At 61.1% G+C, this 17,060-nt stretch carries 13 protein-coding genes and 2 tRNA genes; 7 read left to right on the forward strand and 8 right to left on the reverse strand.

Annotated elements, in window-relative coordinates; translation table 11 throughout:
• Positions 1 to 307 precede the first annotated feature (307 nt).
• The 6 genes from K1X12_RS11530 to K1X12_RS11555 form a co-directional block, all read right to left on the reverse strand.
• On the reverse strand, positions 308 to 2,731 hold the full coding sequence (locus K1X12_RS11530; protein ID WP_220987728.1) for a BACON domain-containing protein: 2,424 nt from the start codon (positions 2,729 to 2,731) through the stop codon (positions 308 to 310).
• Entirely contained in the window at positions 2,694 to 3,134 is a 441-nt protein-coding gene (locus K1X12_RS11535; protein WP_220987729.1) for a transthyretin-like family protein, read from the reverse strand. The genes K1X12_RS11530 and K1X12_RS11535 overlap by 38 nt, the downstream gene beginning before the upstream one ends.
• A 773-nt stretch (positions 3,135 to 3,907) precedes the next feature.
• Positions 3,908 to 3,982 (reverse strand) — tRNA-Phe (locus K1X12_RS11540).
• A 57-nt stretch (positions 3,983 to 4,039) separates the two neighbouring features.
• On the reverse strand, positions 4,040 to 4,261 hold the full coding sequence (locus tag K1X12_RS11545) for a DNA gyrase inhibitor YacG (RefSeq protein WP_220987730.1): 222 nt from the start codon (positions 4,259 to 4,261) through the stop codon (positions 4,040 to 4,042).
• Complete coding sequence (locus K1X12_RS11550) at positions 4,258 to 5,307, reverse strand: ribonuclease E/G (protein WP_220987731.1); 1,050 nt, start codon at positions 5,305 to 5,307, stop codon at positions 4,258 to 4,260. Before K1X12_RS11550 ends, K1X12_RS11545 begins: the two co-directional genes overlap by 4 nt.
• Before the next feature lie 3 nt (positions 5,308 to 5,310).
• The gene (locus K1X12_RS11555; protein WP_220987732.1) at positions 5,311 to 6,861 is read right to left on the reverse strand and encodes a phosphoglucose isomerase-related protein; all 1,551 of its coding nucleotides are present in this window, start codon (positions 6,859 to 6,861) and stop codon (positions 5,311 to 5,313) included.
• A 219-nt stretch (positions 6,862 to 7,080) separates the two neighbouring features.
• Here K1X12_RS11555 and tuf point away from each other — a divergent pair, with 219 nt between their 5' ends.
• On the forward strand, positions 7,081 to 8,271 hold the full coding sequence (gene tuf / locus K1X12_RS11560) for an elongation factor Tu (protein WP_220986965.1): 1,191 nt from the start codon (positions 7,081 to 7,083) through the stop codon (positions 8,269 to 8,271).
• A gap of 63 nt (positions 8,272 to 8,334) precedes the next feature.
• Here tuf and K1X12_RS11565 read toward each other — a convergent pair whose 3' ends face one another.
• Positions 8,335 to 8,883: a carboxymuconolactone decarboxylase family protein gene (locus K1X12_RS11565; protein WP_220987733.1), complete on the reverse strand. Its 549-nt coding sequence runs from the start codon at positions 8,881 to 8,883 to the stop codon at positions 8,335 to 8,337.
• A 79-nt stretch (positions 8,884 to 8,962) separates the two neighbouring features.
• On the opposite strand from K1X12_RS11565, the gene K1X12_RS11570 reads away from it, so the two are divergent.
• A tRNA-Trp gene (locus K1X12_RS11570) sits at positions 8,963 to 9,038 on the forward strand.
• A gap of 43 nt (positions 9,039 to 9,081) precedes the next feature.
• Here the strand turns inward: K1X12_RS11570 and K1X12_RS11575 are convergent.
• Positions 9,082 to 10,155, reverse strand: coding sequence for a S41 family peptidase (locus K1X12_RS11575; RefSeq protein ID WP_220987734.1), 1,074 nt, complete (start codon positions 10,153 to 10,155; stop codon positions 9,082 to 9,084).
• 196 nt (positions 10,156 to 10,351) lie between these two features.
• Here K1X12_RS11575 and K1X12_RS11580 point away from each other — a divergent pair, with 196 nt between their 5' ends.
• The 5 genes from K1X12_RS11580 to K1X12_RS11600 all read left to right on the forward strand — a co-directional run bounded on the left by K1X12_RS11580 (position 10,352) and on the right by K1X12_RS11600 (position 17,060).
• Entirely contained in the window at positions 10,352 to 11,962 is a 1,611-nt protein-coding gene (locus K1X12_RS11580; protein ID WP_220987735.1) for an alpha-glucosidase family protein, read from the forward strand.
• Between the two features lie 106 nt (positions 11,963 to 12,068).
• Complete coding sequence (gene zwf / locus K1X12_RS11585; protein ID WP_220987736.1) at positions 12,069 to 13,538, forward strand: glucose-6-phosphate dehydrogenase; 1,470 nt, start codon at positions 12,069 to 12,071, stop codon at positions 13,536 to 13,538.
• 4 nt (positions 13,539 to 13,542) lie between these two features.
• Complete coding sequence (pgl, locus tag K1X12_RS11590) at positions 13,543 to 14,253, forward strand: 6-phosphogluconolactonase (RefSeq protein ID WP_220987737.1); 711 nt, start codon at positions 13,543 to 13,545, stop codon at positions 14,251 to 14,253.
• Between the two features lie 3 nt (positions 14,254 to 14,256).
• The gene (gene edd / locus K1X12_RS11595) at positions 14,257 to 16,080 is read left to right on the forward strand and encodes a phosphogluconate dehydratase (protein WP_220987738.1); all 1,824 of its coding nucleotides are present in this window, start codon (positions 14,257 to 14,259) and stop codon (positions 16,078 to 16,080) included.
• A gap of 11 nt (positions 16,081 to 16,091) precedes the next feature.
• Positions 16,092 to 17,060, forward strand: a complete 969-nt coding sequence (locus K1X12_RS11600; RefSeq protein ID WP_220987739.1) for a glucokinase — start codon at positions 16,092 to 16,094, stop codon at positions 17,058 to 17,060.

The raw sequence follows: 17,060 nt of genomic DNA on the forward strand, positions 1-17,060 counted from the left end.
GCTGAATCGCGAACATGACTAATAGTTTGTAGTTAAAGAAAAATACCGCATGTTGGCATCAGGAGATGCCAACACCTCTGCCAACATGTTCAATTTGGTAGTTGGTTCGATGCCGTTTTCCACGGAAAACTGCGGCGCTTAGTTCCTCGTGCTCAAAAAATAGAGGCAGCTTTGTATGGCTACAGACAGGATAGGGCACTCATGAGCCGCAATTTTTATCCATGACACAGCCCTTTTTTTCGAGCGTGAACATGCGGGTGTCTCATCGAAGACCGCCAGGAAGTGCTGTCTCACATTCGGCGCCGGCTCATTGGGTGGCGAGGATGAAGATACGGTTCGTGCCGAGAATATAAGCCTCAGTCGTTCCGATAAGGCGAGAGCCGTTGCCGGAGATCACCATTTGCCCAGGAAAGATAGTTTCAGAGCCATCACCCGATGAGCCATATGTGCCCCTAAGATTACCCAGGGAATCGTAAGCCCAGATGTCGTCCACACCACTGCCCATGATCCCGCCATAAAAGACATCATTCAGATCAACTTCTGCGTTGTTCGGATACGCTCCGGCTGGCAGTCGCTGCACCTGCTGAAGCGTTTTTGAGTCGAAGACCAGGAATTCGTAGGGTGCACCGGAAGCAGCGAAGACACGGCTGCCATCGTTGGACAGAGCGACATCCGCGCCATTGGAACCGGTGCCATGCGCGACATTGCCATTCATCTCCACAATCAGTCGGCCTCCTTCAAGGTGGCTGTAGGACGTATCGAAGCAGTAGAGTGAATAAGGGCTGACGTACCTGTTGATTTGGCACACCCGTTCGCCGTTCCTGCTGACGGCAACAGAATTGACACCCTGGATGAACTTCTGGCTGTCAGGGTTCACAAAGCGTGTGCCGGTATCGAGATCATAGGTGTGTCCGCTTCCGGTAAAGAGTATGGTCTTGCCATCCACCCGGCCGATGGCCATCGAAGCATAGCCCCCGGCTGGCCAGGCAGGCAGCACGGTGCGGCTCGCCAGATCGACTGGCACCAGGACCGAGTTATTAGCATCGACAACGAAGAGCCGCCTGCCATCGGGTGTAATGGCCATCGTGTAGCTATTGGCCGCCACATCCTCAATGACGCCGGCGACCTCACCTGTGTAGATGTTGATGATGTCGACATCGCCCGACGAACCCTTGCTGACATAAACGTAGGGCCTTACCGGGTCGGCAATGATGTGCCGGTGCAGAAGGTCGATATCAACGAGCGGCTCGGGATCGGTTGTGCCAACCCAGAGGCCAACCTCAATGGTTTCTGTGTTGGCCACTGCCGGATCAGTGGCCCGGACCTCGACCCGTGCAGTGTGAACCGTATCGCTTGCGAGCCCGGAGGGATCGGCGCGCAGGGTCAGGACCCAGCCGGTTTCTCCTGACGGCGTGACACTCAGCCAGGAAGCTGAGCTCTGGGCGGTCCAGCCGAGCGGTTCCCCGGAGTTTTCGGAGACCATGATATCCCGCTCCAGGATCGAGCTACCGGGAAACCGGGAAAAGCTCACACCTGTTTCGGCGACAATGATGCGTCGCGGTTCAAGGGTGAGCTCGACGGGAATCCGTACCTGTTGATTGTAGACGGTGTCGGACACAGTAATTTCGGCTGTATGTACGCCTTCAGGCAGACCTGTCGGGTCGACCTCTACCGTGATCTCCGAAGGAGAGGTGCCGCCTGCTGGTACGGCGCGGGCCCAGCTCTGGTCAGAGGCGGCCTGCCAGGTAACATTCTGCCCGGTCAGCCGGACCTGCGTTGTTATAGGCGTTGTGGCGCCCACGCCTGCGATCAGGCGAATTGCACGGGGGGGCGCCGCGCGCAACGCGTCTTGCAGAAAGTATGTGACATCTACCCTTATTTGCCGAGGTGACTGGCTGTCGGAAATCACGAATGATCCCTCATTCGCCCCGAGGTTCGCGAAACCAGGGCTGGGTGCGACCCTTATGGTTGCATTGCCCGTGCCGCTGTCCTGGTTAAATACCAGCCAGGGTACATCGGAAGAGATTGTCCAGGGTACGCCGTCTCCACTGATTGTGATTGGTAGAGATGGAACGCCCCGAAAGGCCACTCCCTCGAATGACAGGGCCGTTGTTGACGCGGTAAGAAGGGGCCGTACCGGTAGATCTGCAGTGAACTGCCCGGGAAGCGCCGCGGCGGCGGCGAGATAGTCCTGCTCCAGCTTACCTGCGACCGTATCCTTTGCCGGGCTGGTAACCGGACTGGCGGCGGTTGCCTGAAAGGCGCCGAGGAACACTGCCTCCAGGCCAAATGTCTGGCCCGGCGCCGTCCCGCTTCGCGCGCGAAGCTGGCCGCCGTTTTCTGAAAAGTCGCCAAGTATGGCTGAGAGGCGTTCTTCCGGCGATCCTGCTTCGCGGAGCATTGCTGCTAGAATGCCGGCATTGATCATCGCGACACGCAGAGCCTGTTCCGATGCCCCTCCGCCGTCCGGCCTTGTGATATCCAGGTTTTCGATCGATGACAGCCGGACTTGCGGCAGCCCGAACAGGGTCGCCGCGCGGCTGTCCCCGGCGGCGACATCGGTCGCGTTGATGGCGCGCCCCTCGGCGGCGTCTTCGGTGTAGCGGGCTGCAAACGTCGTGAGAGCATTGACGTTGACCGTCAGGGTGCTGTTGTTTTCCGGGGACGGGACAAGGGCCGAGAGCTGGAAGTCCTCACCGATCTGCACCGTTGAGCCAAATGGGGGCGCCATTACAGCCGGGCTGGGCATCGCAGACCATTGTTGCTGTCGGATTACCCGTGACGGTGATCTTCAGGATGCCACCGCCAAAATTCAGGCTGGGACTGACTGACAGGTCAAAGCTTCCGTCTGCGCCATCGGTGGTAACAGTGGCCAGCACCTCGTCAGGATCGTTCGCATCGGACACTTTGACCGTTCCGCCGAAGATCATGCCCTTACTCGCGCTGCCATCGAGCTCGAAGCCTATGCCTGTTGGGGGCGGTGGCGGTGGCGGAGATGGGGGTGTGCCTGCAGACGGAGGCGGGGCCGAGGTTCCTGAAGAGCCACCGCCACCGCAGGCGGCCAGCGTTCCGGCCAAAAGCGTTGCGAGCAGGACAGCCTTAAGGCGGCCCGCGCCAGATCTGGAATATGTCACGACAGAGACCCTTTACCCCTGAAACCTTCAACATCAGCATCTTCAAACAAACGGTACCGTCAGCCAGTTTGAAACAGGCTTCTGAAAGGTCCCAGCAGAAAAAGACTGCTGATGCATTTGCGGGATGTCAACCTATGGTGGCGATTTTAACCATAGAAATAGTTCAAACTTACACAGTGCTTCGGCGGCTCCTTGCTGCACTTCCTCCCTTAGTGTTTTCAATCTCGGGCGCGCGGCGTCTGAACACGCGGACGCAGGCGGTCTAAGGTTGCCAGATGCTCCACGAGCGCGGCACCGCTGACTGTGCCCTGGTCTGTCCGTCCCTGGCTGGCGATGCCCGGTCGGGCGGCGAGCATCCGATGATGCCGCGCCTTGCGCTGTATGAACTGTACAACGCTTCGGGAGTGAATTTTTAAGCGCCTTCAGCATCGGATGGTTCAAGTTCTGTAAACGGACGTTTTGAACTGTATCAGGCGGGAATCGAGAAGCGTCGGGAGTCCGGAGGAAATTGTTGGCGAGCCCACCGATGCAAAGAACGGATGAAGTGCTCTTTAGTCCGACTGGCATGCCGTCAAAGCGGCAAGTCATTTTCCAGAGCTTTGACCCGCGGGGAGTTGCCTCAAGATAAAGGCCGCCTCCGTCGCTGTAACACCTTTGGCGACTGTCGGGTTCCCGACCGTTTCGATGCCAACAAAATGCCAACAGAAGAAATTTCTTCCAACGAAATTTAATGGACGCTGGCGGACGCGCATGGGCGTCTGTGTATAGGAAAATGGTGCCCGGGGGCGGAATCGAACCACCGACACGCGGATTTTCAATCCGCTGCTCTACCCCTGAGCTACCCGGGCGGGCCGAACGGGGAAGCGGCTACTTAACGAAGGCCGATGGCCTTGTCTACGCACAAATCAGTGGGATTCTGTATCATCTTCAGCTGACCGCCCGCCGGAGGTGTCTTCGGCGTCCTCTGCCGGGCGTCCGGCGATGACATAGCTGCCGTTCAGCCACTGGCCGAGGTCAGCGTCCGCGCAGCGTTTGGTGCAGAAGGGGCGGTATTCGGCGGCAACCGTCTGCTTGCGGCAACGCGCACACAGCGGCTTTTTCTGTTCGGGGGTAGCGAGCTTGCTCATCCCTCTGGGGATACCTCAAACCCGGCCCGCGCGTGAACCCCGATCGACAGCCGCGCGCCATATCTCTCCGCCAGCCGCGCCTGAGCCTCCAGGCCGCTGGCCGCCAGCCAGGCATGGGCCGCTTCCGGCAGGGCCAGCTTCAGCCGCCCCATCCGGTCATGGCTTGCCGCTTTCTCCAGCTGCCGCAGGCCTTCCAGCGCTGTGGTCTCCGGTGTCGGCGCGCCGGACACGTCCAGCATCCGCTCCGCCAGCGGCGTGATCCACCAACCGGTTGAGGCCTCCATCAGCCCCAGCTGTGAAACTGCCAGCGCCTTGGTGTGCCGTGTCGTCAGCCCGCTCCACGTGTCCTGGAACGCGGCCCTGATTCGCGTGCCTCCATCGCCCGCGACCGGGGCAACGCAGTCCAGCACGAACAGGCCGCCCAGCCCGCGCAGCAGGATCTGCCGCGCCAGCTCACCCGCCGCCTCCCGGTTGAGGGAGAGGGCGCGTGCCCCGGCGCTGCCCTTCATGGCGCGCCCGGCCGAATCAATGTCCGCCGCCGTCAGCGCCCGCGTCCGGTCGATATGCATCACCCCGCCACCCGGCAGGGTCACATCCGGATTGAGCGCGTCTTCGAAGGCGGCGCTCACTACCGGGGCGCCGGCGTTCACGTCTTCCACCGGGGCCGTTTCGCCGCCGTTCAGGAAGCGCCGCCAGGCGTCTGCGCCAGAGGGGGCAGGCGCAGTGTCCGGCGCGGTCAGCTTCACGCGCGGCAGTTTTCCGGCGCGCGCTTCGGAAACGACCTCAACCGTGACCAGACTGCCCTCACTGGGGACCAAACTGTCCCTGTTTGTCCTCAAAAATACACTGTCTGACCCGGAAAGGAGGACAAAAGTACCGCCCGCGCCCGGATCGGTCTTGCCGATGCGGCCCTCCAGGCGCGCGCCGAACGCTGCGGTGTTCGAGGCGCGCTCCAGATAGGTCGCCGCGGGTCTGCCATCGGTGTCGAGCGCCAGCCAGCGGGTCTCCCCGATGGTCTGCTCGCGCAGGAGGCGGGCAATCGGCATGCGTCAGAAAATCTGCCGAAGCAGCGCAGCTGTTACAGGATCGGCGGCTTCGCTGGGTGTCTTTAGGATCGCCTTCAGGCGCCCGGCCATCGTCTTGCCGCGCTCCACGCCCCATTGGTCAAACGGGTTGAGGCCCCACAGCTTGCCCGCAAAATAAGTGCGGTGTTCAAACAGTGACACCAGCGCCCCAAACGCTTCCGGCCCGAAATCGGCATGGGAGAGCAGGGAGGAGGGCCGCCCGCCCGCATGCACCTTCTGTGCGGATACGGCCGCGCTTATCCTCGGCTCCTCGGCGCGTACTTCCTCGATGCTACGGCCATTTGCGAGCACTTCGGCCTGCGCGAGCGCATGGGCGGTCAAAGCGTCCAGCCCGTCAGAATCGCGGTCAAAATCGGGCGCGAAGATGAATTCGCACGGCACATCCTGCGATCCCTGATGCAGCCATTGGTGATAGGAGTGTTGCCCCACCGATCCTTCGCCGCCCCACAGCGCCGGCGCGGTCGGCGGCTCGACCGTATTGCCTTCAGAATCAACGGATTTTCCGTTCGATTCCATTTCCAGCTGCTGCATATAGGTCGGCAGCATGCGCAGGCGGTTGGCATAGGCCAGCAGCACCCGCATCGGTTTCCCGCGAATCGAGGTGTTCCAGAAGTCGAGCAGGGCGAGGCGCATTGCAGCATTCGATTCGAGCGGCGCGGTGCGCACATGCTCGTCCATCGCATTGGCACCATTAAGAATTTTGCGGAAATTGTCCGGGCCGAGATAGATCATGCAGGCCAGCGACGCCGCCGACCAGAGCGAGAAACGCCCGCCGACTGAGATCGGCATATCGAAGGTGTAGGCTTCACGCCCGCCCAGCCAGGCTTTCGCCTTCTCCGGCACAGCGGTCACCAGCGCGAGGTGCTGGCTCGACTTATCTCCCAGTGCCGCTTCCAGCCAGCGGCGCGCACGGCCCAGATTATAAAGCGTTTCTTCCGTGCCGAAGGATTTCGATACGCCGATCACCAGCGTGGATAGGGGATCAAGTCCCGCCATTGCGCGGTCCAGATCATAGGGGTCAACATTTGCGGCAAAGCGCAACGTGATTCCGGGGGGGGCTAGGTCGTCGAATGCGTCCGCGATCAGTCGTGGACCGAAGTCCGATCCGCCAATGCCGATATGAAGCACTGCCGTAAACGGCTTGCCATCAGCAGTACGCACCTCGCCGCGCTGAATTTTTCCAGCGAACTCAAGGGCAGGTTCGACGCTTCGGCGCACAGTCTCGGCCTCTCCCGAAAGAGGGTGCGTCGCACGCAATGCCCAGTGCAAGGCGGGCCGGCCTTCCGAAGGGTTCACGATGGCGCCGGAGAACAGGTCGGCTGCCGCTTGGGTCAGGCCAGTCTCGGCGCCATGCTTAAGCAGCGCGGTTTCTGCATCAGAATCAAGGAATTGCCGCGCCAGGTTGATTTTCCAGCCCGCCGCCGAGATTGGCGCAAAGTCAGCGCGCGTCGCGGCCAGCGCCTTAAGCGAGGCCTGATTCAGGCGCGTGGCATGTTGTCTGAGTTCTGATCGCATAGGGCTCCCCGATTTCCCTGAAGTAAGTCCGGGAGCTTATCGGCTGCGGTGCCCGCATCCGCAAGGCCTGCAGAAGGGCAAGATTTACCCGTAAAAGCCCGCTTGAAACCGTTGTCACACATAGGTATTAGGCGCCGCTTGAAGGCCGAATGGCCCGAGATCAATTGAGGTTCAACCTGTCCGGCGGGCCGGACGAAACCCAACACAAGGAGAGGCCCGATGGGCAAGGCAAAGTTTGAGCGGACCAAACCGCACGTAAACATTGGCACGATCGGCCACGTTGACCATGGCAAGACGACGCTGACGGCAGCGATCACGATGACGCTTGCGAAGTCTGGCGGTGCGACGGCGAAGGCATATGCCGACATCGACGCGGCGCCGGAAGAGAAGGCGCGTGGCATCACGATCAACACGTCGCACGTTGAGTACGAGACGGAAAACCGTCACTACGCGCACGTCGACTGCCCCGGCCACGCCGACTATGTGAAGAACATGATCACCGGTGCAGCCCAGATGGACGGCGCGATCCTGGTTGTGAACGCGGCTGACGGCCCGATGCCGCAGACGCGCGAGCATATTCTTCTGGCACGCCAGGTTGGCGTTCCGGCGCTGGTCGTGTTCCTGAACAAGGTCGACATGGTCGACGATGCCGAGCTGCTCGAGCTGGTCGAGATGGAAGTGCGTGAACTTCTGTCTTCGTACAACTTCCCGGGCGACGAGATCCCGATCGTCAAGGGTTCGGCGCTTGCCGCCGTTGAAGACCGCGATCCGGAAATCGGCCAGAACGCGATCCTCGAGCTGATGAAAGCTGTCGACGACTACATCCCGACCCCGGAGCGTCCGCTGGACAAGCCGTTCCTGATGCCGGTTGAAGACGTGTTCTCGATCTCTGGCCGCGGTACGGTTGTGACCGGCCGGGTTGAGCAGGGCGTCGTGAAAGTCGGTGAGGAAATCGAGATCGTCGGCATCCGCCCGACCGTCAAGACGACCTGCACGGGCGTTGAGATGTTCCGCAAGCTGCTCGACCAGGGCCAGGCAGGCGACAACATCGGCGCGCTGCTTCGCGGTGTTGACCGTGAAGGCGTTGAGCGCGGCCAGGTTCTCTGCAAGCCGGGTTCGATCACGCCGCACACGGTGTTCGAAGCTGAGGCTTACATCCTGACGAAAGAAGAAGGCGGCCGCCACACGCCGTTCTTCACGAACTACCGTCCGCAGTTCTACTTCCGCACGACGGACGTGACGGGCATCGTGAAGCTTCCGGCTGACAAGGAAATGGTCCTGCCGGGCGACAACGTGAAGATGGACGTTGAACTGATCGCTCCGATCGCCATGGACCAGGGTCTGCGCTTCGCTATCCGCGAAGGCGGCCGTACCGTCGGCGCAGGCGTCGTCTCCGCCATCAAGAAATAAGAATTTCGCTTCGGCGAAATGAGAAGCGGGCGGCAGGCAACTGCCGCCCGTTTTCTTTTGTTTTCAGCTGCGGTCGACGATCGCGGTGCCTTTGGGGCCGCCGTCTTCAATATCGACGCCAAAGGTTTCCAGGAACCGGCAGACCATCATGTAGTAGCCGATGAGGAGTACGAGTTCTTCCAGGCCATCGAGGCCAAAGTGGGCTTTGGCTGGCGCCAGCACCTCATCTGATGGGCGGGGATTGGCGACAAGGTGATCGGTAAAGGTCAGCGCAATCTGCTGTTCCGGCGTCAGGCCCGGCGCCCCCGGTCCGTGCTTCACGGATTCAATCAGCTCCGGCGTCATGCCCACAGCCAGACCGATCGCCTCATGCTGGGTGGTCTCATAGCTCGCCTGCGCCAGATACCCGACCCGCAGGACCACGCATTCGCGTGTCACCGGGTCCAGCTTGCCCTTGATCAGGAAGCCTGTGCCCATTGAAACGAAGGGTTTCACAAGATGCGGTGCATGGCAAAGCATCTTGAAAACGTTGAGCGGGGCCAGGTTTCCGAGAACCGTGTCACCCCCGGGGGCGAGTAGGCTGAGGTCTTCGGGATAGGGTAGGCGCGGCATTTGTTGAAATCTCCCTTGTGACTTTGTCAGGCACAGGCTTGCAGCAATCACAGAGTTGGGGCAAATGCCTTCCAGCCTTAGGGGTATAGCTCAGTTGGTAGAGCGGCGGTCTCCAAAACCGCAGGTCGGGGGTTCGAGTCCCTCTGCCCCTGCCAGGCGCGCCGGCCGAGTATTTCGGTATCCGCCGTGTCGCCCATCTCATTGCCCCAGTGTTTCCATCCCTTCTTCCGCAATCGCGCGTGGCAGGCCTTCAGCTGTTTCCAGGATCGCTTCAATAGCCAGGCGGTGGGCGACTGTCAGAGCCTGATCGGCTGGTGCTTCGACATCGGGATGGACGCCAACGCCCTCCCAATTCGCGCCGGTGATCGTGTTGTTGACCACCTGCATCGGGATGAAAGCGGCAAAGCCACCCGCAAGTGGCCTGTAACCGCCGGGGGTTGCCGCGCCATAAGTGGTTTCTCCGACCAGCGTCGCGCGCTTCATGGCTTGCAGGTCATAGGCAAATTCTTCTGCGCCCGATCCGGTCTCGCCATCAATCAGAAGGAAAACAGGCTTGTCGATGAAAGCCGGTGATTTGGGCTCAGCATAAAAAGTGGTGCCGCCATTCGCGTCTGCTGGGTCGATCGTGCGAACGGTCGGTGTGCGTTCGCCAACAAGGTGGCCGATTGCGTTGGCAACGCCAGCAGGCTCGCCGCCCGGCGCATTGCGCACATCAATGATCAGGGCGCCCGTGTCGGCCAGCAGGCTCATCGCCGTAGATAGCCGCTCGGTCGCAGGTGGCGCATTCAGAAATCTGGTGATTCGGAGATATCCCACATTGCCGTCCAGCCAGCGGATCTCGGGGATCTCGCCGCCGCGCAGGCGCACTTCTTCATGGAACTCTGCGATTTGTTCGTCATTTGGCGGCAGGTCGCTGAAGCCCGCCATTATCTCGGGGCCCATATAGCGGACGCGGAAATGGCGGTCGTCGACCATCGGGCTGATCCGCGTCTTGATCAGGTCCAGCAGCACCGCAGCTGTTTTCGCGTCCCGGAAATCACCGCGCTTCTCCATGGCTTCGATTTCCAGGGATACAGCGATGCCGCGCTCGCGGAAGGCGAAGCGGTCACGCAGAACTTCGGCGAGCGACAGAATGACGGCGCTGTTGTCTTCGGCGCTCATGGTGATCGTGGCCGGATCTGGCGGCGGGGCAGGCTGCGCGATGGCAGCGGTGGACACAAACGCAACAGCGGCGATTGCCAGGCAAACCGGCTTAAAGAAATGTCGGGACATGAACGCACCTCCTGAATGCTCAGGACGACAGATGCATCCAGTGGCGCATGTGGATGCACGGCAGGTCAGAATTCTTTCTTTTCAGATGTACCGGTAGTGGCGGCGCGTGACCTTCCGCGCGTCAGATGCTTTGCTCTTGTCATGAGTAGCGGAGCATCCGAGACCTTAGCGCCAGTCAATGCCGGAGCATTCGTCCATGACCGATAATACCCAGCCCTGGTGGCGCGGCGCGGTGATCTACCAGATCTATCCGCGCTCCTATCAGGACACCAATGGCGACGGGGTCGGGGACCTGCCGGGCATCACGCGGCGGCTGGATCACATTGCGGCTCTGGGCGTCGACGCGATCTGGATCTCGCCGTTCTTCAGGTCGCCCATGAAGGATTTCGGCTACGATGTGTCCGACTATTGCGACGTTGATCCGATATTCGGAACGCTGGCTGATTTTGACGAACTGCTTGCGAAGGCGCATGCGCTTGGCCTGAAGGTCATCGTTGATCAGGTCTACGCGCATACCTCCGACCAGCATGATTGGTTCGCGCAGAGCCGGACCTCGAAGGAGAACGCGAAAGCTGACTGGTATGTCTGGCGCGATGCGAAGCCCGACGGTTCGCCACCAAACAACTGGCAGTCAGTCTTCGGCGGACCAGCGTGGACCTGGGACGCGCGCCGCGGCCAATATTTTATGCATAATTTCCTGGCGAGCCAGCCTCAGCTCAACGTCCACAATCCCGAAGTTCAGGATGCACTGCTCGCGGTGGAGAAGTTCTGGCTGGACCGGGGCGTTGATGGGTTCCGGCTGGACGCCATCAACTTCGCGATGTTTGATCCGGAGTTTCGGGACAATCCCCCCTGGCCAGCAGAGGGGCGGACCATCACCCGGCCGTTTGACCTGCAGCATCACATTCACAACCAGTCTCACCCGGACATTCCATTGTTCATGGAACGGGTGCGTTCGTTGGCTGATGGCTATGGCGACATTTTCACCGTTGCCGAGATTCCAGGGCCTGATCCGCTCGCTGAAATGCGGGCTTACACGAAAGGAGATAAACGGCTCAGCTCTGCCTACAGCTTTGATTTTCTCTATGCGAAATCGCTGTCTGCGCGCCGCGTGAAGGCAGCGCAGGCGAATTGGGCGGGGTCATTTGACGATGGTTGGGCCTCCTGGGCTTTCTCAAACCATGACGCACCGCGCTGTATCAGCCGTTGGTGCCCGCCGGGCGGGGACATGCAGGCCTTCGCCAAGATGACCAATGCGCTGTTGCTATGCCTGAGAGGCAATCCAATCCTCTATCAGGGTGAGGAGCTTGGCCTGCCGCAGGCGGAGATTGCATTTGAGGATCTTCAGGATCCCGAAGCGATTGCAAACTGGCCGCTGACGCTGGGTCGGGATGGCGCGCGCACGCCGATGCCTTGGCTGAATGACAATAGCTATGCTGGCTTTTCAGAAGCAAAGCCCTGGCTGCCTGTTGGGCAGGGGCATTCGGCGCTGGCGGTGGCCTCTCAGTATGGCCAGCCATTTTCCGTAATCGAGTTTACGCGGCTTGTGATCGCCTTCCGCAAAAGCTCTTCAGCGCTGCGCATCGGCGATATTCGTTTTCTGGATACGGGCGGCGAATTGTTGGCGCTGGAAAGGGAGTGGGGCGGTGAGCGTGTTCTCTGTCTCTTCAACTTGTCTTCTGACGAGGTGGCCGTGCCGGCGGGCCTCGTTGAGGGATGCACGCCAGTACTGGCATCCGATGGGCAGGTTGAAGCGCCGCGATTGCTCGCGCCATTTGGGGTATGGATTGGGGCCGGGAGGGGATAATATCTCAAAGTGGCCAACGTTGTCATTCTGCTGAAATGCGCCCAATAAAGTCCTGTAGGCCGGCCCGGACGGTAACTGTTTCCGGGAGATGAAAGGAAGCGCCCCTGTGGCCAAATTTGTTCCTGTTGAGCCATTTGATATCGTGATTTTCGGCGGTACGGGCGACCTGTCGCGCCGCAAGCTGTTGCCGGCGCTCTATCACCGCTGGGCGGATGGGCAGATCCCGGAAAACTCTTCCATCATCGGTACTGCCCGCTCGGAAATGGATACAGAGGCTTATCGCGCGCTGGCGAGGGAAGCTTGCCAGAAAGCCTCAGGCAAGTCCTGGGATGAAGTAGCGTGGGAAGGCTTCTCCCGCATCCTGCATTATGTGACCATCGACGCGACCGATCCTGCCGGCGACTGGGCTGGATTGAGCCAAAAGCTCAGCGACGAAGAAGGCCGCCCACGGATATTCTATCTGGCGGTTTCCCCGCATCTCTATGTGGATATCTGCCGCTCGATTGGTGGGGCCGGACTGTCGGGTGGCAACTCCAGGGTCGTTCTGGAAAAGCCGATTGGCACCGATCTGGCCTCGGCGCAGGCGATCAATGACGGCGTGGCAGAGGTGTTTGCCGAACGTCAGGTGTTCCGGATCGACCATTACCTGGGCAAGGAAACCGTGCAGAACCTGATGGTGCTGCGCTTTGCAAATATCCTGTTCGAGCCGCTATGGTCTCAGAACTATATCGATCACGTCCAGATTACCGTGTCCGAAGATCTCGGCCTTGAGGGGCGGGCCGACTATTACAATCGCTCCGGCGCGCTTCGTGACATGGTGCAAAACCATCTTCTGCAACTTCTCTGCCTTACGGCGATGGAGCCGCCGAATGACCTGGAAGATGACGACATTCGTACAGAGAAGATCAAGGTACTGCGGGCGCTGCGCCCCATCGCGTCTCAGGAGGCCAAGCGCCTGACGGTTCGCGGCCAATACGCCGCTGGCATGCATGGCGGTCAGCCGGTGAAAGGCTATGTCGACGAACTCTCTTCCGTAGAGGGCAGCAAGACGGAAACCTTCGTTGCTATAAAGGCGGAGATCAACAACTGGCGCTGGTCTGGCGTGCCGTTTTATTTGCGGACCGGCAAGCGGATGTCTTCGCGCCATTCCGACATCGTGATTCAGTTCCGCAAGGCGCCGCACAACCTGTTTGGCGAGCAATCGGGCAATGTGAACAAGCTGGTCATCCGTCTGCAGCCGGATGAAGCGGTGCGGCTCTATGTGCAGATCAAGGAGCCCGGCCCTGGTGGCCTGCGCGTCAAATCCCTGCCGCTGAACCTCTCCTATGCCGAGAGTTTCATGCTGCGTTATCCGGACGCCTATGAGCGTCTGCTGATGGATGTGGTGCGGGGCAATCTTTCCCTCTTCATGCGGCGTGATGAGGTGGAAGCAGCCTGGCGCTGGGTGGACGGCCTGATTGAAGCCTGGGAGGTTAGCAGCTACACGCCCGAAGCCTATCCAGCCGGAACCGACGGCCCCATGTCTGCGGCCATGCTGATGGACCGCGACAATCGCAGCTGGTGGAAGGAGGGCTGAGCCCATGGACGCACGCCTCATCGTTCTGGACGACCGGGAAGAGGCTTCCGTCCTCGCCGCGGAACTTGCTGCGCTTCAGCTTTCCAGAGCCATCGGCAAACACGGCAAGGCAAGCTTCATGGCGTCGGGCGGCACATCTCCCTGGCGTATGTTGAGCCTTCTGTCAGAAGAGGCACTGGATTGGGAGAAGGTAACAGTTGGGCTTGTCGATGAACGCTGGGTGGACCTGCATCATCAGGGTTCAAACGAAAAAGGCGTCCGGGAAAGGCTCCTGAAAGGCGCGGCCGCAGCGGCGACCTTCATTCCAATGAAAACCGAAGACGCGACGCCCTTTGAGGCGGTCGCTGGGCGGTCGGCTGCTTACGCGCCACATTGTAAGCCGGTTTCCAGCGTTCTGCTGGGCATGGGGCCAGATGGCCACACCGCAAGCTGGTTCCCCGGTTCGCCGCAGCTGAGCTCATTGCTACACCCGGCGGGCGGGGAAATCCTCGCCGGCGTCGATGCAGGTCACGCGCCCGTCGCGGGCGAGTATCGCTACCGGATGACGCTCACCGCCGAGCCCATCTGCAACGCCGAGGCGGGCATCCTGCTGATCTTCGGCGAAGACAAGCGATCCGTGCTCGATCAATCCCTGGTGGGTGACGAGCAGACATATCCCGTACGCCGGGCCATTGAGGGGCTCGGCAACCGGCTATCCATCATCTGGGCACCCTGAGCCATGACCAAGCTGCATCCGAAAATCGAAGAAGTCACCGCACGCATCGAGTCGCGCTCGCAGGATAGCCGGGCAGCCTATCTCGAGATGATCCGCGCGCGCCGCCCGAATGCCTATGCGCGCACGCGCCTGCATGAAGGCAACATCGCTCACGCTTCCGCCGGTTGTGCAGTGATCGAGAAAGCGCAAATTTTGGGCGCCAGCTGGCCCGTCATCGGCATCATTACGGCCTACAACGACATGCTTTCGGCCCATGCGCCGTTTGAAACCTATCCCCAGCTCATCCGCGAGGCCGCGCGCGAAGTGAATGCTGTCGCGCAGGTCGCCGGCGGCGTTCCTGCGATGTGTGATGGCGTCACTCAGGGGCAGGAGGGGATGGAGCTCTCCCTGTTCTCCCGTGATGTGATTGCGATGGCGTCTGCCATCGGGCTTTCGCATGACGCTTTTGATGCCGTGCTGCATCTGGGTGTCTGCGACAAGATTGTGCCGGGCCTCGTCATCGCGGCGCTGCGTTTTGGTTGGCTGCCGTCAATCTTTGTGCCTGCCGGGCCGATGCCATCGGGGCTGCCCAATCCGGAAAAGGTCCGTATCCGGCAACTGTTTGCCGAAGGAAAGGTCGGGCGCGAGGCGTTGCTCAAGGCCGAATCCGAAAGCTATCACAGCCAGGGCACCTGCACCTTTTATGGGACAGCCAATTCCAACCAGATGATCATGGAGGTCATGGGCCTGCATCTGCCGGGCGCCGCCTTCACCAATCCGGGTACGCCGCTGCGCGCGGCGCTCACGAAAGCCGCTGCCCATCGCGCCGCCGCAATCACTGCGCAGGGGCAGGACTACCGCCCCGCCGGAGAGCTGATCGATGCGCGCTCCATCGTCAACGCCATTGTCGGCCTCATGGCGACAGGTGGCTCCACCAATCATGCGCTGCATATTCCCGCCATGGCGGCTGCCGCCGGCTTCGATGTGACGATGGAAGACTTCGCAGACCTTTCGCATGTCACGCCACTGCTTGCGCGCATCTATCCCAATGGGCCGTCTGACGTGAACCATTTCCACGCGGCCGGCGGAATGGGCTTCCTTGTGGGCGAGCTTCTGAAGGCCGGCCTGATGCAGGGCGATGCCAGCGCTGTGATGGGGTCGATTGCCAGCTATTGCCACGAGCCCTTCCTGAAGGATGGTGCTGTGGAGTGGCGGCGCGCGCCGGAAACGAGCGGCGATGCGGAAATCCTGCGTCCTTGCGATGATCCGTTCTCTGCCGATGGCGGCCTCCGCCTGATGGAAGGCCCGCTTGGCCGGGGTGTGTGCAAGGTCTCTGCCGTCAAGGCGCAGAACCGGATCGTGGAGGCGCCCGCCATTGTGTTCGAGACGCAGGAAGCACTGAAAGAGGCCTTCGAAGCTGGCCGGCTGGACCGGGATTTCGTCGCTGTCGTCCGGTTCCAGGGGCCTGCTGCCAATGGCATGCCGGAGTTGCACAGCCTCTCGCCCGTCCTCGGCGTGCTGCAGGACAGGGGACACAAGGTGGCGCTCGTCACCGACGGGCGCATGTCCGGCGCCAGCGGAAAAATCCCGGCAGCTATCCATGTTGCGCCCGAAGCAGCACGCGGCGGGCCGATTGCGCGCGTTCAGGATGGCGACATCATACGTCTGGATGGCGAGGCCGGCCGGTTGGAGCTGAAGGTCGATCCATCCGAATTTGCGGCACGCACGCCGGCGGAGTTCCGCCCGAACCGGCCGTCCATGGGGCTTGGCCGTGAGATGTTCGATCTCTTCCGCCAGTTTGCCAGCACAGCCGATTGTGGCGCCAGCCCGTTCCGCTTTCTGGGTTAGGGGAGGCAAAGGTGGTGGAGGGGGCAATTCTTGTCGGCGATGTCGGGGGCACGAACACGCGGTTTGCGGTCGCCCACCGCGTGGGCGGGGCTATACTCATAGAGCAGTTCGAGAAACTGCCCGATCGCGAGTATGCGAGCCTCGAAGACGCGCTGGAGGATTATCTGGCGCGCTCCGGTGTCCGAATGCGGGCGGCCTGTATTGCGCTCGCCGGGCCAGTCAGAAATCAGGAAGTCACGGTCACGAATCGCGGATGGCATGTTTCGGCGCAGGCGCTGAAGGCGCGCTTCGGTTTCGCCGATGCCTGCCTGATCAACGATTTTCACGCCATGGCGCGGTCTGTGCCGGAGTTGGCTGAGGATGTGTTTGAAGAAATTCTTCCCGGCCAGGCGCAGGAAGGTGCGCCGATCCTTGTAACGGGGCCGGGCACAGGGTTGGGTGTGGCAACGCTCTTCGCCCTGTCGCCGGGCGGCTGGAAGGTCTTGTCCGGGGAGGGCGGCCATATGGCCTATGCCCCGCGCACCGCAACTGAACATGAGCTGGCGCGTCTGTTGGCGCGCGATCACGGCTATGTGTCGAATGAATTGGTCGCGTCCGGTAGCGGCCTCGATGCTGTCCATGCTGCCTTCTGCGAGATGTTCGGTCGCCCGGTTGAGGATTTGACGCCTGCCGAGATGCAGTCGCGCGCAGCAGCCGGTGACGAGATGTATCGCGCACTCATCGAATCACGAGCGCTGGCGGTCATGGGCGCGGCGGGCGATCTTGTGCTCGCCAATGGCGCTTTGGGCGGTGTTGTGCTCGCTGGCGGCGTCAGTGAGCGCATTTCGGACTATTTGCGCAGCCCGCTGGCGTGCGAAAGATTTGTCTCGCGCGGGCCGATGAGCGCGTATCTTGAGACGTGTCCTGTGAGGCTGATGCGCGATGCCACCGCGCCTTTGAAGGGCGCAGCGGCCTATTATGAGCAGCTCACCCGAATCTGA

Origin of the sequence: Hyphomonas sediminis (assembly GCF_019679475.1) — a bacterium.
GTDB classification, from domain to species: Bacteria; Pseudomonadota; Alphaproteobacteria; order Caulobacterales; family Hyphomonadaceae; genus Hyphomonas; species Hyphomonas sediminis.